The organism is Umezakia ovalisporum Ak1311 (genome assembly GCF_029891685.1).
GTDB lineage: Bacteria > Cyanobacteriota > Cyanobacteriia > Cyanobacteriales > Nostocaceae > Umezakia > Umezakia ovalisporum.
In genome coordinates, this window is the sequence record NZ_JANQDJ010000068.1 from 46,336 (window position 1) to 65,114 (window position 18,779).

12 protein-coding genes and 3 pseudogenes are annotated in these 18,779 nt (G+C 41.4%); 7 read left to right on the forward strand and 8 right to left on the reverse strand.

What is annotated here, in order from left to right:
• Positions 1-107: 107 nt before the first annotated feature.
• Together NWP25_RS12975 and rpiA are read right to left on the reverse strand one after the other, a co-directional pair.
• The gene (locus NWP25_RS12975; protein WP_280651038.1) at positions 108-2,528 is read right to left on the reverse strand and encodes a GH116 family glycosyl hydrolase; all 2,421 of its coding nucleotides are present in this window, start codon (positions 2,526-2,528) and stop codon (positions 108-110) included.
• Positions 2,529-2,909: 381 nt separating this feature from the next.
• Positions 2,910-3,620, reverse strand: coding sequence for a ribose-5-phosphate isomerase RpiA (rpiA, locus tag NWP25_RS12980; RefSeq protein WP_280651039.1), 711 nt, complete (start codon positions 3,618-3,620; stop codon positions 2,910-2,912).
• A 365-nt stretch (positions 3,621-3,985) separates the two neighbouring features.
• On the opposite strand from rpiA, the pseudogene NWP25_RS12985 reads away from it, so the two are divergent.
• From NWP25_RS12985 to mtnA, 4 genes and pseudogenes are all read left to right on the forward strand, one after another.
• Positions 3,986-4,369 (forward strand): annotated as a pseudogene (locus NWP25_RS12985) (S-layer homology domain-containing protein); the annotation flags it as partial.
• 143 nt (positions 4,370-4,512) lie between these two features.
• Entirely contained in the window at positions 4,513-6,420 is a 1,908-nt protein-coding gene (gene dxs, locus NWP25_RS12990) for a 1-deoxy-D-xylulose-5-phosphate synthase (protein ID WP_280651040.1), read from the forward strand.
• Positions 6,421-7,108: 688 nt separating this feature from the next.
• Positions 7,109-9,118 (forward strand): cation:proton antiporter domain-containing protein, encoded by a 2,010-nt coding sequence (locus tag NWP25_RS12995; protein ID WP_374912798.1) that lies wholly within the window; start codon positions 7,109-7,111, stop codon positions 9,116-9,118.
• A 57-nt stretch (positions 9,119-9,175) separates the two neighbouring features.
• Positions 9,176-10,219: an S-methyl-5-thioribose-1-phosphate isomerase gene (gene mtnA / locus NWP25_RS13000; protein WP_280651042.1), complete on the forward strand. Its 1,044-nt coding sequence runs from the start codon at positions 9,176-9,178 to the stop codon at positions 10,217-10,219.
• 191 nt (positions 10,220-10,410) lie between these two features.
• Here mtnA and tnpA read toward each other — a convergent pair.
• Positions 10,411-10,770 (reverse strand): annotated as a pseudogene (gene tnpA / locus NWP25_RS13005) (IS200/IS605 family transposase); the annotation flags it as partial.
• Between the two features lie 107 nt (positions 10,771-10,877).
• Here tnpA and NWP25_RS13010 point away from each other — a divergent pair.
• Entirely contained in the window at positions 10,878-11,693 is an 816-nt protein-coding gene (locus tag NWP25_RS13010) for a hypothetical protein (protein ID WP_280699556.1), read from the forward strand.
• A gap of 24 nt (positions 11,694-11,717) precedes the next feature.
• On the opposite strand, the gene NWP25_RS13015 is transcribed toward NWP25_RS13010, so the two are convergent.
• Both NWP25_RS13015 and NWP25_RS13020 read right to left on the reverse strand, forming a co-directional pair.
• Positions 11,718-12,827 carry an ABC transporter ATP-binding protein gene (locus tag NWP25_RS13015; RefSeq protein WP_280651045.1) on the reverse strand — a complete coding sequence of 370 codons (1,110 nt, stop codon included), beginning with the start codon at positions 12,825-12,827 and terminating at the stop codon, positions 11,718-11,720.
• Positions 12,828-12,927: 100 nt separating this feature from the next.
• Positions 12,928-13,656 carry a GUN4 domain-containing protein gene (locus tag NWP25_RS13020; RefSeq protein WP_280651046.1) on the reverse strand — a complete coding sequence of 243 codons (729 nt, stop codon included), beginning with the start codon at positions 13,654-13,656 and terminating at the stop codon, positions 12,928-12,930.
• A gap of 304 nt (positions 13,657-13,960) precedes the next feature.
• Between NWP25_RS13020 and NWP25_RS13025 the strand changes: the two genes are divergently transcribed.
• A complete protein-coding gene (locus NWP25_RS13025; protein ID WP_280651047.1) occupies positions 13,961-15,382 on the forward strand; it encodes an NADP-dependent isocitrate dehydrogenase in 1,422 nt (473 codons plus the stop codon).
• A gap of 26 nt (positions 15,383-15,408) precedes the next feature.
• Here the strand turns inward: NWP25_RS13025 and NWP25_RS13030 are convergent.
• The 3 genes and pseudogenes from NWP25_RS13030 to NWP25_RS13040 all read right to left on the reverse strand — a co-directional run bounded on the left by NWP25_RS13030 (position 15,409) and on the right by NWP25_RS13040 (position 17,500).
• Positions 15,409-15,923 (reverse strand): annotated as a pseudogene (locus NWP25_RS13030) (hypothetical protein).
• A gap of 117 nt (positions 15,924-16,040) precedes the next feature.
• The gene (rsmG, locus tag NWP25_RS13035; RefSeq protein WP_280651048.1) at positions 16,041-16,778 is read right to left on the reverse strand and encodes a 16S rRNA (guanine(527)-N(7))-methyltransferase RsmG; all 738 of its coding nucleotides are present in this window, start codon (positions 16,776-16,778) and stop codon (positions 16,041-16,043) included.
• Positions 16,779-16,825: 47 nt separating this feature from the next.
• Complete coding sequence (locus NWP25_RS13040) at positions 16,826-17,500, reverse strand: ABC transporter ATP-binding protein (protein WP_280651049.1); 675 nt, start codon at positions 17,498-17,500, stop codon at positions 16,826-16,828.
• Positions 17,501-17,803: 303 nt separating this feature from the next.
• Between NWP25_RS13040 and NWP25_RS13045 the strand changes: the two genes are divergently transcribed.
• Positions 17,804-18,742 (forward strand): Sll0314/Alr1548 family TPR repeat-containing protein, encoded by a 939-nt coding sequence (locus tag NWP25_RS13045; protein WP_280651050.1) that lies wholly within the window; start codon positions 17,804-17,806, stop codon positions 18,740-18,742.
• The last annotated feature ends 37 nt before the right edge of the window (positions 18,743-18,779 follow it).

Genomic DNA, 18,779 nt, shown 5'->3' on the forward strand with positions numbered 1-18,779 from the left:
ATACGTGTCAAGTTTTATGTATTTGTCCGTACAAATTGTATTTGCCACTACACAGACAAAGCCCGCAAAACCAAGTTTTACCCTGTACAAGAATGCACTAGATGCTTTTAAGAATTGTTCTCACTCAAAACTAAATAAATTGCCCAAATAGCCATAGCCCGCAGATAAGTACTAGCCCGGAAAGTACCAGATGCAGTAATTGCTTCTGGTGTGCGGAATTGCAAACCATTGCAGTAAATTTGCTGTACCACAGATGCCGTTAACTTCAAAGCTTCATCTTTCATTGCCATTTGCACCAGAAACGCCGCCAGTCCAAAGTTAATTCCTGTCCAGACTTCCAAAGGATGAGTAGCATTAGGGTTTTCTGGTGAACCATCCGGACGAACACCGTTAGCCGCACCAAACTCACCATTACAGAACTTGAGAAAACAAGCATCATAAACAGTTCGTAAAGCAGACAAAGCGCCATCCCATGGTACAATGTCCGGCAATCCTAATAAGCGGGCATAGAATTGTCCACACAACTGATCCGCCATCACCACATCGGAACCACTCTCACTATCCAGGCGGAAATATTTACCATTCCAGAGTTTTTCTTGATAAACAGGACGTGACTGTGTTAACCATGTTTCGTAAGTGGATTTTTGCTTCCTCAATTCCTGGACATCCCCAACATGATTGTTGGATAAAATTTCGCTGATAGCCATCGCCGCTTCTAAAGCCGCCAACCACAACCCGCCACAATAAGCACTCACACCCTGTAATCGCCAATCATCAAAAGTCTGGTCAGGGGCCCCTGAATTTTCAGGAATCCCATCACCATCTAAATCAAAAGTTTTCAGATAATTGAGAGTTTGCACGATTCCATCCCAACAATCTGCCAAAAATTGCACATCATCAGCACCAGTTAGCAGAAAATCTCGGTACACCTGCAACACAAAATCACTACCTAAATCTTTCCACAAATTGCAGTCTTGATAGCAGGTGTAATTCGTTTTTTCCCAAACGTGCTCATTAGGTGCCCCCAAATCATGAGGCGTTGCACCTGCGACTTTCCGAGCTGCGGTAGTCCTATCAGCCCCAATGGTATAGTAATAGCCGATTACACGCTGATCATCATCACTATGGGGAATTGCCCTCGCAAATGCCCGCATCACCGATTTTTCTAGTTCAGGAAACAGCATTAACAGCCCAAAGGAACCATACAACCGTACATCTAAACTTTCATACCAACGATAATCTAAGCACTCCAGCACCGCAAATTGACCAATACAATCAAGTTCTGATGCTGCACTCCAAAGAGTTCCGCCGCTAGTCAGGTCATATAGCTCATTAAACAAAGCCATCTTAAACCAATCGGGTAAATCTTGTCGGTCAATAATTGGCTGTTGCCAAGCCAGTATTTCTTGATACCAGTTTTTGTATTCTCTCAGGGCAGTAGTAGCCATCGCCCAAGCTTCATTACCACTAGAACCAAAAAAGTCAGTATATCTGCGGTAATAAGTAATTCCTGCTGCAAATTCTGTTACTGGAAAATCCCAAGACACCACAACAGGAATTGACAAAGTTTCCCCTGGTTGGAGAGTGAAACGTAAAGCGATCGCTGCCCCTACCTGTGTATTTTCTGAAGCAGGAGTAGCATCTTGAGCATTCGGCAAAGAACCATCGACACTAAAGCTTTGCCATATATCTTCCCCCGTATCACCTGGAAGCCAACGAGTATGATAAAACACCTCAATCCATGGAGACTTGACAGTAGCAATACACCAACTGCCATCCCCCTCGGCCACTGAGTCACCACTACCAACACCTCCTAAAAAGCAACTAAAGTATTCAGTGTTTTCTAGGATTAAATTGTAATTACCGTAACTTTCACCCAAACGCGGTTGATATGTATAAACCGGACTACCATCATCCCGTATCAGCACTTCTGGAGATTTTAATGCATTAGTAAACCAGCCCACCATATTTTGCCAAGTGAGCATAATGCTCAAAGTAATAGGTGCATCTGTGGGATTATGAGCATTCCAGTTAAAAATCGCCACAGGATAGCTAGATTCTCGATAATTTCCTGCCCAAATAGGTGAAAACTGCTCACAACTTAACTTTGCTTCAAATACATTTTCGTAGACAAACCAGCTACGCGGGTATAGAGCATGATAAGTTCCTGTATGTTGTGTTGTTGTAGATGCTGGATACCATTGCCAAGCAGCCAGACTACCATCCTGAGGTGGTTCTGTAGCCAAAGCATAAGCTTGAGAAAATGTACCATGAGATTCAAATACACTAAATTGACAAGCGGGGATATTTTGAAACGTATGTTCCCCGCCGTCAATATGCCACAGATTAAAGTCTCCTCGTGAAGAACGACCAATACAACCTGCACCAAAGCCACCTAAAGGCATACCATGCCAAGGGCCATCATCAAGATTACTAGGGTAGCGAACAGTGTAGGGCTTGTCCCAGCCTAAACCGATGGGACGACTCCAAGTGCAAGAGGGAATTACCGACGAGAGTGCTTTTGTCATCGCCTAATTTTACAGCATGGGGTTACTTGACACTCCCCAACCTCAAAGCGTGGGGATTCTTCATTCTTAGACTCAACTTACTGTGGCAAGATTCCCAAGCCAAATTAGTCGTTGAATCTCCTGAAGCCTTCGGATCTAAGATCCAAGTTCCCGTATGCCCTACGGTACTTACAGCTAGGTTGAGAATGTTGATAGCGGCATTCCAATCTCTATCTAAGCAGAACAGTGATTCTGTTAAACTCCACTCCAAAACCATTTTTTTCAGTCAGAAAAAGAGCAAGCCGCAAAACTTGTACAAAGCCAATTCGCTACAACATCCACAAACTCTGATACTAGACAAATGTAGGGGATGAGCTATTTTTACCCATTCCCCAGACCTATTTAAAGTTCACGTACTAAAGGCTGACCGTCTTTAACTTCCCCCACTAAAACTACATCTACACAATTGACAAAAATCCCATTTTCCAACACACCAGGAATATTATTGAGTGTTTTCTCCAAGGTAACTGGGTCGTCAATAGAGTCAAATCTCACATCCAATACCATATTGCCTTGATCGGTGATCACTGGCCCGGCTTTTTTCAACCCCATGCGAAGTTCAGGTTTACCACCAAGTTTTTTAATGGCATTAGTAACAGGGGTAATTGCCATTGGAATCACCTCCACAGGTACAGCAAAAGAAGAACCCAACCGGTCTACCAACTTACCACCATCTACCACGACAATGAATTGCCTTGCCAAGTAATCCACAACCTTTTCGCGGGTATGTGCAGCACCGCCTCCTTTAATCAAATTCTTTTGGGGGTCAACTTCATCAGCCCCATCAATAGCAATATCAATGTGGTCAACAGCATCTAAAGTAGTCAAAGGTATACCGTACTCTTTCGCCAGCACTTCTGATTGAAAAGAGGTAGGAATACCCACGATATCCTTAAGTTCACCAGACTTAATGCGATCGCCTAAAAACTGAATTGTATAGGCCGTAGTTGATCCCGTACCCAACCCCACAATCGAGCCTGACTTTACCAGATCTGCCGCGGCTTTGCCAACTTCTTGCTTCATCAACTTTACTGGATCTCCTGTTCCACTCATCCCAAAACTCCTAAAATATTGACTCAATGGTTCATCACGGCCGACTATACTACATCCTAGGCAATTCCAAATTCATTCAGGCAAAATTCGCCATCATTTCCCCCAATTCGATCATTTATCGGCAACACAACATCATCATATTAGTTACGTTATAATGTTTATCTAGTTTTTAGTTCAAATTTAATACTAAGTAAAATCATTTTTACTCTCGTTATAATCATTACTTGATTGTGATTTGCCATGTTCAGTACTAAGTTCTCCTACTCCATTGTTAGGGTTGACTATCATGACTACAAAACTTAAATTGACATTTTAAATAAAGTAAAATTGAAACTTTATATGTAGCAGTAAAGTTAGTTAATAATAATATTCCAACACTTCTTAAAACTGATATTATGAGAGAATATCGTGGCAATTTATTCTTCCCTAATCAAAGGTTAACAAGAGCAGAAAGTTTAGCGATTTTTGCCCAAGTTTATGGAGTGTTTCAGTTTAGTAATGACACTGTAAAAGACATACCTAATTCCTATCCCGATGCAGGATTAATTCCAGATTGGGCTAGAAAAGCCATTGCTAGGGTAGTTGCAGAAGGATTTATTAACACAGATGCCCAAAAGAATATTTCCCCATTGCAGCCAATGACCGGTGGAGATATAGCTTATGTCTTGAGTCAATATTTACAAAGACAACAACCACAACCAGAAATGCCAGTAGTTCCTGGTATTACCCCTAGTCCTGAGTCAATGTGAATTAGGAATTGGAGACCGAGAGAAAAGTTTTTTTCTCATCACTCATGACCAATCACCAATGACTAAATAATTTGAGAGACATCCCCACCGTGGGAAAATTAAAAAATGCTAGAAGTAGAGTTTAGAGAGGAACACCCGATAATATGCATCTGAGTGAAATTACCCACCCTAACCAGTTGCATGGTTTGTCCATTCGGCAATTGCAACAAATTGCCCGTCAAATTCGCGACAAGCACTTACAAACCGTATCAACAAGTGGGGGGCATCTCGGCCCTGGTTTGGGAGTTGTAGAGTTAACACTGGGGCTTTACCAGACACTCGATTTAGATCGGGATAAAGTCATTTGGGATGTAGGACATCAAGCTTATCCCCACAAACTCCTGACAGGACGCTATAACAACTTTTATACCCTCAGACAACAATCCGGAATTGCTGGTTATCTGAAGCGCAGTGAAAGCAAGTTTGATCACTTTGGTGCCGGACACGCTTCTACCAGTATCTCCGCAGCATTAGGCATGGCTTTAGCAGGAGAATTAAAAGGGGAAAAATTTAAATCAGTAGCCGTAATTGGTGATGGTGCCTTAACTGGAGGTATGGCTTTGGAAGCCATCAACCATGCCGGACATTTACCTAAAACTAAACTACTGGTTGTTCTCAACGACAACGAGATGTCTATCTCCCCCAACGTAGGGGCAATCCCCCGTTACCTCAACAAAATGCGCCTCAGTCCACCAGTACAATTTATCAAAGATAATTTTGAAGAACAGTTTAAGCAAATTCCCTTTGTTGGTGAATCCTTGTCCCCTGAACTCGGACGCATCAAAGAAGGAATGAAGCGTTTAGCAGTTCCCAAGGTAGGAGCAGTCTTTGAAGAACTGGGTTTTACTTATATTGGTCCAGTAGACGGGCATAACCTAGAGGAACTAATTTCTACCTTCCAACAAGCACATGAGATCACAGGGCCAGTTTTGGTACATGTGATCACGATAAAAGGGAAAGGCTATGAAATCGCCGAACAAGACAAAGTAGGCTATCATGCCCAAAGCCCGTTTAACTTGACAACAGGCAAAGCAATTCCCTCAAGTAAACCAAAACCTCCCTCTTACGCCAAAGTCTTTTCCCATACTTTAGTCAAACTTGCCGAGCAAAACCCCAAAATTATCGGCATTACCGCAGCAATGGCCACAGGAACAGGTTTAGATAAACTCCAAGCTAAACTACCCAATCAATATATTGATGTCGGTATTGCTGAACAACACGCTGTAACCCTAGCTGCGGGTATGGCCTCAGAAGGAATGCGCCCTGTAGCAGCTATTTACTCTACCTTCTTGCAACGGGCTTACGACCAGATCATTCACGATGTTTGTATTCAAAACCTGCCTGTCTTCTTCTGTTTAGACAGGGCAGGAATTGTCGGTGCTGATGGCCCAACCCACCAAGGTATGTATGATATCGCCTATCTGCGCTGTATTCCCAACATGGTGTTGATGGCACCAAAAGACGAAGCCGAGCTGCAACGCATGGTAGTCACTGGCATTAATTATACAAGTGGCCCAATCGCCATGCGCTACCCCCGTGGTAACGGCTACGGTGTTCCTCTCATGGAAGAAGGCTCGGAACCTTTAGACATTGGTAAAGGAGAAATTCTCCGCAACGGAGATGATGTGCTGATCATCGGCTACGGCACTATGGTATATCCAAGCATGCAAGCAGCGGAAATTCTCAGCGAACATGGCATTGAAGCAACTGTAATCAATGCTCGTTTTGTCAAGCCTTTGGATACCGAATTAATCTTGCCATTGGCCAAGGAAATCCGCCGTGTCGTCACTGTGGAAGAAGGCTGTGTTATGGGTGGTTTTGGTTCCGCCGTGGCAGAAGCACTACTAGATGCCGATGTTGTTGTTCCTGTCAAGCGTATTGGTGTACCAGATATTTTAGTAGAACATGCCACACCAGATGAATCGAAAGCGGAATTAGGTTTAACTAGTCGTCAAATAGCAGAAAGAGTTATGGCTGCTTTCTTTAAAAAGCAAGCATCAACTCTCGTTTAGTTAACATTGGACATTTTCAAAACAACAGGGACAATTCATAAATTGTCCCTATCACTTTTTTCAAACACACATATTTCAATTAGCTCAATGTTTAGTTAATCAAAAAAAATTCCCTTTTACCCCATTACTAAGGGTGACAATTAACGGATACATTACCCTTCATCCAAGATAAAATATGTACTCCATATTCACATGAATCTTTATTCATAAAATTATCTTATCTCATATATAAATCTTGTGCCATCTGGCAAGTTTTAAACTGTTGTTAGCATGTTTCATAATTGTCTGAGTTAGCAGGAAAACACAAAAACTAGTATTTAATAATCCCCCAATATCATTCAAAAATGCCAAGGTTTGAGAGGAAAATATTATAAATAAATATAGCTAGGATTAGTGTATTTATTCTACTAATTTTTATCTCGCCACCTGAGAGTTAATTAAGTACAAAAATTATTTTTAAAAGTTTTATAAAAACTTAATATTTAATATTAACTAAATTTATATTAGTATTAAATTTAATGCACTACTAGGGATTAAACAACCAATCACTGGGTAAAAAATACAACTTCAAAACCTATCACTACCATTAAAGCTTGTATAAAATACTAATATTTTAGTCAGTGGAACTGATTAGACTGAGTGAATAATAGCTATGAAATTAGATGCGATCGCAATCCTAAACCAGGATATGAATAATTTATTAATGACTACCCTCATATCAACACCCATTAAAGATCCAGTACCAGTATTTTTGATGATTTTAGGGATTATGCTCATTGCCCCCTTGTTATTTGAAAAAATTCGGCTACCTGGAATTGTGGGATTAATTTTGGCTGGGGTCATAGTTGGGCCAAATGGGTTGGGATTATTGGCAAGAGATAACACAATTGTTCTACTCGGTACAGTCGGTTTATTATTTCTCATGTTCATGGCAGGATTGGAAACTAGCCTTGATGACTTGAAATATAACGCTGATAAGGCGGTAATTTTTGGACTGGCTACTTTTCTTGTACCTATGGTCTTAGGTATTGGAGCCATGATCGCCATTGGCTACGGTTTTCTCCCGGCTATTCTGGTGGCATCCTGTTTCGCATCTCACACTCTACTAGCATTGCCTGTAGCCAGCAAACTGGGAATTATGCGTTCTCAGGTAATGACCACCACCCTGGGAGGGACACTAGTTACTAATACTTTGGCACTTTTAGTTTTAGCGGTGGTAGTAAGAGCCCATGAAGGCAATTTAACTTTACAATTTTGGCTATTCCTGATTCCTTCACTGATAATCTACACCTTCCTGACGCTGTGGGGAGTACCTCGTGTAGGACGGTGGTTTTTTCAACGCTTTGGACACGATGAAGGAGCAGAATTTACTTTTGTTTTAGCTACTTTGTTTGTCGTTTCCTATGGCGCAGAATTAGTCCAAATTGAACCAATTATTGGGGCTTTTTTAGCAGGAGTTGCCATTACTCAGCTCATCCCATACCTTAGCCCCTTAATGAATCGCATTCAATTTATCGGTAATACACTGTTTGTCCCATTTTTCCTGATTTCTGTAGGGATGTTGGTGAATCCCAAGATTCTCATTCAAGAACCCCAATCCCTACTGGTATCAGCAGTCATGGTGACGGTTGCTATTGTTGCTAAGTTCATTCCCGCTTGGGGTGCAGGTAAGTTATTTGGATTAAATTTTGACAATATTATGGTGATGTTTGGGCTATCCGTCGCTCAGGCAGCTTCCACCCTAGCCGCCATCACTGTTGCTTACAATATTGATTTGGTTGACGAATTAACAGTTAATGGTACCATTGCTATGATTTTAGTTACCTGTGTTGCTTCTCCTTGGGTAACAGCCCAATGGGGACAAAAAGTCAACCCAGGAGAATCAGGAACTACAATCACCAAAACAGCAAACATAGGCGATCGCGTTCTAGTACCTGTAGCTAACCCCACCACCGAAGATAATCTCCTACAATTAGCTATTTTTTTAGCAAAATCTGCCCAAGGTACTCTGTTACCCCTTCACATTTTACTAGACCAAAATTCCTCCATTTCCCTCGCGGATAAAACTCGACAAAACCAATTATTATCTACTGCGGAAATGATTGCCCATGCTGCTGTCACCAAAGTTACCCCCATTGGTCGTATTGATGAATCAATTGATAAGGGCATTGCCCGGGTAGCAGAAGAAAAACAAGCTAGTGTGATTATCTGCGGTTGGAAAGGTTACTCAACTTATCAAGAAAATTTGTTTGGCAGTGTCATCGACAAGATTGTGAATCGCAGTTCAGTACCAGTTTTAGTCAGTCGATTTCCATTACCAATTGAGCATACAGCACGAGTCTTTCTGGCTTTTACTACTCAACAAACTCACGCTAGTTCTTTTCAACAAAGTATCCAATTAGCCAAAAGCCTGGCAACAGAACTGAAAGCATCTTTACAACTGTTACACGTAGTATCAGTAAGAGGAGCAAGTATAGAAATTAGTCATATTGGATTACTAGCAGACACACCAGTGCAAAAAGTGCGAGGTAATTTTGTCCGCCAAGTTTCTCGTTTACTTAACACTAACGATTTGTTGCTGTTAAATGGAAGTGTTGAGCAGAAAAGTCAACTTTTTTCATTACTGGGCCATGCACCAGAAGCCATCGCTCGCAGTCACCCGGAAGTAGGGATAATTATTGCTTACTTTCCACATTAAGGGATGGGACAATGAGTTATACAATTTTTTATCTTGACAATCTTCTTCATTTTTCTGATGCTTTACCCCGTTATTTGGCAAAACGACTCTGTTTCCCTAATTGACCAAACTCGCTTACCCAACGAGTATAGTGTCGTGCAAATTCACCGCAGTGAAGACATGGCACAGGCCATTAAAACTATGATTGTCCGAGGTGCGCCAGCTATTGGTGTCGCTGCGGCCTATGGTATGTATCTTGGTGCGAGAGAAATTGAGACGAATAATCACCATGAGTTCTTAGAACGCTTAGAAAAAGTTGCCGAGTTATTGCGTTCCACTCGTCCGACAGCGGTGAATTTATTTTGGGCAATTAGCCGGATGATGAAAACTGCCTACGAAACTCTGGGAACTGTGGAAAATATCAAACAAAACCTTTGGCAAACAGCCCAAGCCATTAATGTTGAAGATTTACAAACCTGTTATGCTATTGGCAATCATGGTTTGGCAGCATTACCCACCACCCCCGAAAAGCTGAAAATTCTCACTCACTGCAATGCTGGAGCTTTAGCTACGGCTGGCTACGGTACAGCCCTGGGTGTTGTCCGTTCTGCTTGGGGAGAAGGACGTTTAGAACGTTTATTCGCCGACGAAACTCGCCCCCGCTTGCAAGGGGCAAAACTCACCGCTTGGGAATGTGTTCAAGAAGGTATTCCCGTAACGGTAATTACTGATAGTATGGCAGCCCATTGTATGAAACAGGGTTTAATTGATGCTGTGGTTGTCGGTGCTGACCGCATTACCGCCAATGGTGATACTGCTAACAAAATTGGTACTTACAGTGTAGCCATCGCGGCTAAAGCCCATCATATCCCTTTCTTTGTTGCGGCTCCTTTTTCTACTGTGGATTTTGCCCTGGCTGATGGTAGTCAAATTCCTATTGAAGAACGCAACCCAGCAGAAATATACCAATTAGGCGAAACTATACTGACACCTTCAGGTGTTGATTTTTACAATCCCGCTTTTGATGTTACCCCCGCTGAGTTAATTACAGCTATAATTACCGAAAATGGGGCATTTCTTCCTAGTGAGTTGGCAAAATTTCAGTTTCAGCCAATTATATAAAAACTATAAAAATCTGGTTTGATATGCTGAAAAACTAATTACTCATAAGCTTTATAAGAAAATAGGCTGAAAATTCTTGAGGTTAAGTTTTGAGGCCGGGGGAATTTTTTAGCTGTTCTTCAGCCAAGGGATAAAAGCTAGTGGAGGCATTTACGGTTCAGTTATTTTGCCTATTCCTTTTGTTGAGCAACCTAGGGTTTAACTGTTTCTGTACAAATATTATTAGCTGTGGTAACAAAATAACTAGGAGTCCACAAAGTAGGAAGTTTTAGCACCTCAGGAAATTCTGTTCTGGGGAAATGACATACTCTCCCTTTGACTCTGTTCATGATTTGACATGGATTATGGGTGGGTTTGGCGTTAATAACCTTAATAAGATGTATATCGTCTGGCATAACTTCCATGGCCATAATTCCCTGTGTATTCTTGTTGCAAATATCACAGATGATTTGCTTTAGTCCTTCAGCTATTGCTTTGGTAAGAACTTTTTTCCCGCATTTAGGTATAAAAACCAAGGGATGGTTAAGTAATAAAACTGCGTTGCCTTCATGTACTCACCTGGAGAAAATTTAGCTGTTTTGGAAATTACCCTTGCTTAGGGTACATGGATAGTAGATATTAAATAATATCTACTACAATCTGAAAAAGTATAAAATATATGAACAAGTTAATTGCCGCAATTGCATTAATTATTTCCTCAATCTTGATCACAAGTTGTGGTAATTCCCCCAATAGGCCTGTCAATGAAACTAAAAATAATAGTAAAAATGATCCTGTTGAAACAACTCTAGGGGAATCTTCACCAGAGATTTCCATAGCAACCGATGAAACTAAGGGTGTAGCAAACACAACTGCGAGCAATAATCAAGCTAACACCAATAAAACTCAACCAAAAATTGGCACAGTTAAAGAATTAGTCATCGGGGATATTATTTGCTACGCCACAATAGTAGATGAACAGAGAAAAGAACACCCCTTAGGTGCTTCCTTTGAAATTTGTGCAGAAGCAGAAAAATATTTAAATCGGAAAGTACGCGTCTCTTATGAAATTGCATCATTAAATGATTGCCAGAGTATTGAACCTTGTGGCAAAACTCGCCGAGAATCTATAATTTCCCAAATGGAAATTATAGCGGACAAATCACTAACTAAACCTCAAGCCAGTGATTCACAAACATTTAATAATGGTAGGTGGACAATCACCATCGGTAATAGAAACTCTTGGTCAGGAGTGAACAACACCGGAAATCTCACCTATAAAGGATGTGATGCTCAAGGCAATTGTATTAACTTAACAGGTGGTAAAGTTAGCTGTCGTGATGGTAAATGTGTGACTGGTTGGGTAAATGGAGATTATAGATACATTTTGTCACAACCTATTACCGAAGATGGAAATGCTTCTCCCACCCTTATTGTCAATGAGGGGGACAAGGAAATTCTCAATGCTACAGGTTTTAAGATTGTCTCTAGATAAATTTTTCCAGCCAGGTGAGGGGGACTAAGTTGGCGATATTCTATTACCAGCAGTATCAAAGACAAACAATTGACTTAAATCTAATTGTAAAGACAAGGGATAGCCTGGACGGGGACGAATATCACTAGCTGTCTGAATATTTAGGAACGCCATGGAACCAGGTAAACTCGCACGAATCAAATTTTCCCGACCCAAAGGTTCTACTACCTTCACCTCAACTACTAACAATGCTGAGTTAACAACTTCTGCTGCTTGGCCATTTCCTGGTTCGTTAATATAAATATGTTCAGGACGAATCCCTAAATCAAAACTCTGACCTTGGCGTAGCTGCACCTTTTCCCTCACAACTGCTGGAACTGGTAATGACTGTCCACTCACATCAAAAACATCATTTTTGTAGACCCCAGGCAAAATATTCATGGGGGGATTACCCAGAAAAGTTGCTACCATTTGGTTAGCGGGAAGGGCATAAATACTTTGAGGATCACCAATTTGCTGAATCCTACCCCGATCTAGAACAACAATCTGATCAGCTAAAGTCATGGCCTCAACTTGATCGTGGGTGACGTAGATCGTTGTAATCCCCAATTGTTGATGTAACTGTTTCAACTCTGCTCTGGTATCATCCCTTAACTGAGCATCTAAATTAGATAAAGGTTCATCAAGTAAAAATACTTGTGGTTCCCGGGCGATGGCTCTTCCCAATGCTACCCTTTGTTGCTGTCCCCCGGAAAGTTGTTTGGGTTTGCGATCTAGTAGATTTTCTAGGGAAAGCGATCGCGCTACATTCACCACTCGTTCTTGAATAATCTTCGGGTCAACTTTCCGCATTTTTAAGCCAAAGGCGATGTTTTGCGCCACCGTCATGTGGGGATAAAGGGCATAGTTCTGGAATACCATCGCTATGTCACGCTGTCTGGCGGGTATATTATTGACCAAGCGATCGCCGATGAATAGATTACCCGATGTAGCAGACTCCAACCCCGCAATGGTTCGTAAAATTGTAGACTTACCACAACCTGACGGGCCCACTAAAACCCAAAATTCTCCATCAGGGATTTCAAAGGTAATGTCTTCGATAGCAGTGACATTGTTAAATTTACGCTTAATCTCTTCTAAGTAAACTCTTGCCATGGGTCAATTTTAATAAAGAACGGGGAACAAGGAGTAGGGAGTAGGGCACAGTGAACAGTGAACTAGATAATGAGTTAAAATTCCGTTGGGGTAATATTTATCATTTTTTGTTGCTATTACACCAAGCTGGATGGGACAATAAGGCAGCCATAACCCGCACGCCTCGCAATTGATTCGACAGCGGTAAGTGACCTCTAGGGGCGCTTAAATCCCAAGTAAACTGATGGGGATATCGCGTCCAGTTATTACCACTTTTCCAGCCAATTTTCGGCCATAAGTTCTCCCAGTTTTTGCCTACACTTAACCAAATTTCTCGTTGCACCGAAAAACTAAATTTACCTTCCGAGTGGACTAGCCACAGATTGTTAATAGTTTGCAGGTCAAGAATGGGGGCATTTTCTACCTCAGTAAAATACAACCATTTCCTTTGTACCGCCGCTGGTCCTGCTAGTTCACACAGCTTTTGCACGGTCACGCGATCCGCTGCTTGGAAGTCTTGAATGGCAAGTAGCTCTTGCAAGGAATTGTATTTTATCCCCGATTCTGATTTTAGAGGTACAATTCCTTCAGGATAACGGGAAAGTAGAAATTCTTTGACTTGAGGTGCATCAGAGTTGTACAGGAATTGGTAAACTTTGCCATGGATCCAAGTGGCTGGGCAATCCTGTTGTTGCTGTAAAAATTCCATTAATACATCTAAACCTTCGTTACCCAAGTTAGCTAACTGTGGGATAATCTCTTGTTGGATTTGAATAGACCCAGCGATTAACGATTGTCGAAGAAAGTCGATGTCATTAGCAGTGCCTGATAAAATCATTGGGTCTGTCATGCCATTACTCGTGTTAGCGTTCAGTGAAAAGGCGATTGGCTATTGATTGTTCTTCTAAGTGAAGGACTAATAGCGAAAAGTAGTTTACTATTTTTGACTGCGCGGAGCGCAGTACCGAAGGCAATCGTACAAAATTGCAATACTTTCGCTCTCATCCCACAGCTTAGTCCCAAATACAGTACAAGGGAAATAAGGGGAAAATCTGCGCCTCGTGATTTGGTGAACAAAAGACATAGCAAATTCTGCAAGTTTGTGAAAGCAAAATTTTTGTCCTTGCAGCATATCGTTTAGGAGTGTTTGAAGTATGTACGACAAGATTATCCCCCCCACAACCGGAACAAAAATCACCTTTAAAAGTGGTGAACCTATTGTCCCTGACAATCCAATTATCCCCTTTATTCGGGGCGATGGTACGGGTATAGATATCTGGCCTGCTACCCAAAAGGTGCTAGATGCTGCGGTGGCTAAGGCATACCAAGGTCGGCGTGAAATTAGTTGGTTTAAGGTTTACGCTGGTGATGAAGCTTGTGATTTATACGGTACATATCAGTATTTACCTCAAGACACTTTAACGGCAATTAAAGAATATGGTGTAGCAATTAAGGGACCTTTGACTACTCCCGTAGGTGGTGGGATTCGTTCTCTCAATGTAGCACTACGGCAAATTTTTGATTTATATGCCTGTGTGCGTCCTTGCTGTTATTATCCAGGGACACCCTCACCCCACAAAAATCCCGAAAAACTGGATGTAATTGTCTATCGGGAAAATACTGAAGATATTTATTTGGGTATTGAGTGGAGACAAGGTAGTGAGGTGGGCGATCGCTTGATTAAAATCCTTAATGAAGAACTGATTCCATCTACTCCAGAACACGGCAAGAAGCAAATTCCCCTGGATGCGGGTATTGGTATCAAGCCTATTAGCAAGACTGGTTCTCAGCGTCTAGTACGCAGGGCTATTAAACACGCTTTGTTGCTACCTAAACACAAGCAACAAGTAACCTTGGTGCATAAGGGCAACATTATGAAATACACTGAAGGCGCTTTCCGTGATTGGGGTTATGAACTAGCTATTACTGAATTTCGCCAACAATGCGTTACGGAAAGGGAGTCTTGGATTTTAAGTAATAAGGAAAAAAATCCTGATATTTCTCCAGAAGAAAACGCCCGTCAAGTTGACCCAGGTTATGATTCCCTGACATCAGAGAAAAAAGCGCAAATTGTCCAGGAAGTCCAAACTGTTCTCAACTCAATTTGGGAAACCCACGGTAAAGGCCAATGGAAAGACAAAACTATAGTTAATGACCGAATTGCTGACAGTATTTTTCAACAAATCCAAACCAGACCCGATGAGTATTCTATTCTGGCAACGATGAACTTGAACGGTGATTACTTGTCTGATGCTGCTGCGGCCATTGTCGGCGGTCTGGGAATGGGTCCAGGGGCAAATATTGGCGATTCCTGTGCCATTTTTGAAGCTACCCACGGTACTGCACCTAAGCACGCAGGGTTGGATCGGGTTAATCCCGGTTCGGTGATTTTATCTGGTGTGATGATGCTCGAATTTATGGGTTGGCAAGAGGCGGCAGATCTAATTAAACAAGGTTTGGGACAGGCGATCGCTAACCGTCAAGTGACATACGATTTAGCCCGGTTGTTAGAACCACCAGTGGAGGCTTTAAAATGTTCTGAATTTGCTGACGCAATTATTCAACATTTTAGTTAATTATGATTAGGGTGGGGTTTCCCCCCCTAATGCCAATTTTCTCCCCCGGGTAACTGAGTTAAGGTTTTCACCACAATTGCAGGTAATTCTTTGGCTGAATAAGCATAAGTCAGGGCTAAAGACTGCAAAGCATCTTATCTTATATTAATTTATTTCTATCTATCATTTCACCCAGTTGAAATTGATTGTACTTACCATTCATAACTTCCAAACTAGCATCAGCGATGGCATCTTCAATCACTTCTTCCTTTATCAAATTTACCCATTCATCTTGATTAATGTAATAGGATTTTTTATTATCTTTAATATTCAACTTTTTCACTTCTCGGATTGAATTACGGATAGAACTGACCCACGAAGCTGTTAATCCTTGTTCTACTTGATTTTTAATGAGATAAATCAATAAAATCTTGACATAAGATTGGATATTACGCAGAATGGCTTGTTTACTCATCCCCTCTAACTCGTCAACAATAGTCAGAGCATCTGCGTAACGTCCTTGTATAATCCTATTTCTGAGGTCTGTTGGTTCCCAGGTCATTTTCCTTAACCTCCACCCTCTTTGACTCCCTTAACAACAGTGTACCCACTTTTGTATGGCTACCCCACCGAAGCCATCAAAAAAGAATAGGGAACAGTGAACAATGTAAAAGAGCTTTTACAAAGGCTTTTGAGTAGGAATACCAACAGGACGGGGAAAATTATCCGGAGTTTTTACGATTTTTTGCAAGTATAAGCAATGACGAATACTGTTAGTTAAAGGTGTTATAAATTCGTCAATTGCAGAAATTTTACCACCGAGTTTCTTCACAGCATTTTGCAAAGATTTAGTTTCTTCCTCTGTCCAATTACCACGATAAATAACAGCTAAACCACCATGTTTAAGTAATGGTAGAGTATATTCGGCACAGACAATAGCACTACCAACGGCCCGAATTAAAGCCACATCATAGTTTTCCCGGTGCTGGGGATGATGACCTATTTCTTCGGCTCTCCCAATTACAGTTTTGGCATTGGTAACAGTTAATTTAGTCAATATTTCGTTAATAAAATTAATTTTCTTACGGGTTGAATCTACTAGGGTAATTTTACATTTACCCATAGTTATCGCTACAGGTACGCCGGGAAAACCAGCACCTGTGCCAATATCAATTACAGAAGCATTTCCTGAGAAGGATGGAATAATTTGCTTTTGTGGTGTAATTCCTCGCAGCGAATCCCACAAATGTTTTTCCCAAAACTCCTCCGGTTCGGTAATGCGAGTTAAATTTAACTGTCGATTACCCTCTAAAATTAATTCATACAACTGCTGAAATTGTTGTTGTTGTTGTTGGTTGGGTTGCCAATTCAGGGTTTGTTGCCATGTTTCTGCCATTTCCGGCAATAAGTTAGTCATTGGTCATTGGTCACTAGTCATTGATCATTGGTCAACAGCAAAGGCTCTCACACAGATGTTCCAGCTTTTTGAACTTTCTCTTTCAGTATTGCCGAGTCTACTGATTTTAGTTCACCGTGGTTCAGTGTCCAACATCGGTCTGCCATAGCCAGCATATCCCCAGCATCGTGAGTGACAATCAACAGCATCCAATGTTTTTTCAGTTTAGCCAATAAACTCACCAGTTGGCGACGCATTGACCAATCTAACCCCGCCGTCGGTTCATCTAATAACAGTACATTGGGCTGACGAATCAATTGTACCGCCAAGGCTAAACGTCGCTGCTGACCACCACTCAAAGCGTGAGGTGCTGCAAACAGGGATAAATGCTCTAACCCCACTTCGCTTAATGCTTCCCTAACACGATCTGACCCTAGTTCAGGATGCCCTAAACGCAATTCTTCTAAAATCGTACCACCGCAAAAGTGCCTTTCTGGAAACTGAAATACTAACCCAGCCAACTGTTGTAACTGTTCAGATATCAGTTCTTGTTCCCGCCAGAACAGTGAACCAGAAGTTGGTTCCGCTAGTCCAGATAAAATTTCTAGCAAAGTACTTTTGCCAGAACCACTCGGTCCAATAATCATACCCAACTGCTGGGGTGCTAATTCTAGATTAATGGATTTGAGAATCGCTGACGGGCAGGCTGTGGGATGATAAGTTAAATTTCTGAGATGAAGCATTTGTTAGGACTACTAAAAAGTTAGCGCATTACTCTAAGAGTAACTACAAAATTAGATGACTGAAATTACCAGTTTTTTGAGAACAATCTGATAATAACTGCAAAAACCTACCGCTATGCTTTTCTACGTTATACCTGATTTCACTTTTAACTAGAACGACAAAAAGGGGAACTCGCCAACATATCCCAAGTCTACCTGGGTAGAATACCTGGGCTGAAACCGACACAGATTTTAGTTAATTTGCTTGTGCTTTCTAAGTAACAGATACAACAATTTTAACTCCATTATTTTTCAAGGGTGACTATGCATAAACGGTTTTTTACTCGGCAATCCATAGGGTTTACCACACTTTCTCAGCTTGTTCACACCGGGTTTGTTGCTGCAATCGCTCTCAATTTGTGGGTTAATCCCTCTCTAGCCGCCGATCCATTCCGCACTCAAGAACCGCGTAATATTGGCGAAAATACAGAAGCAGCTTTTAAAGCAGTTTTTCAACAGGGTAATTATCCACTTGCCGAAAGTTACTTGCAAAAAGCAATATCCAGTGATCCAAACGAGCCTTTAGTTTATGCCATGAAGGCATCTTTAGCATACGCAAATAAAGACTTGTCCACCCTCGATTCTTACAGCAAAAAAACCTTAGAAGCCGGAGAAAAACTAATTGCTACAGACGAATTACGTGGTAATATGTACACAGCCGTGGGACATTTTTTTGCAGGAGCAACAATTCTTACCCGTGAAGGTGTACTCAAAGGTACGCCAGAAGCATTAAATCGCCTCAGAAAAGTTTATCAACATTTAGATAGAGCAGAAGCGATCGCACCTCAAGATCCAGAATTAAATCTCCTCAAAGGCTACATGGATTTAATGCTAGCTGTGAATCTACCCTTTGCTAGTCCTGATGAAGCCATTGCTAAATTAAAAGCCAATGCTGCACCTCAATACTTAGCCCATAGAGGTATAGCTCTTGCCTATCGTGACTTAAAACAGTATTCTCAGGCTTTGGAATATGTGAACAGTGCTTTAAAAAGCACATCTGAACACCCTGAGTTGTATTATCTCAAAGCTCAAATCCTTAGAAAACAGGGAGAAAAAGCTAAAAGTCCTTCAATCATGGAAGAAGCCCTTGTTAATTTTGATAAAGCCTTGACCAAAAGATCCCAACTTCCAGCAGATTTAGTCAGACAAATTGAACGTGAACGCAACAACACCTTTAACCACTTAAATAATTTAGTTGATTGAAGAACATTGATTGAGGAGACCCGATTCATCCCGTCTC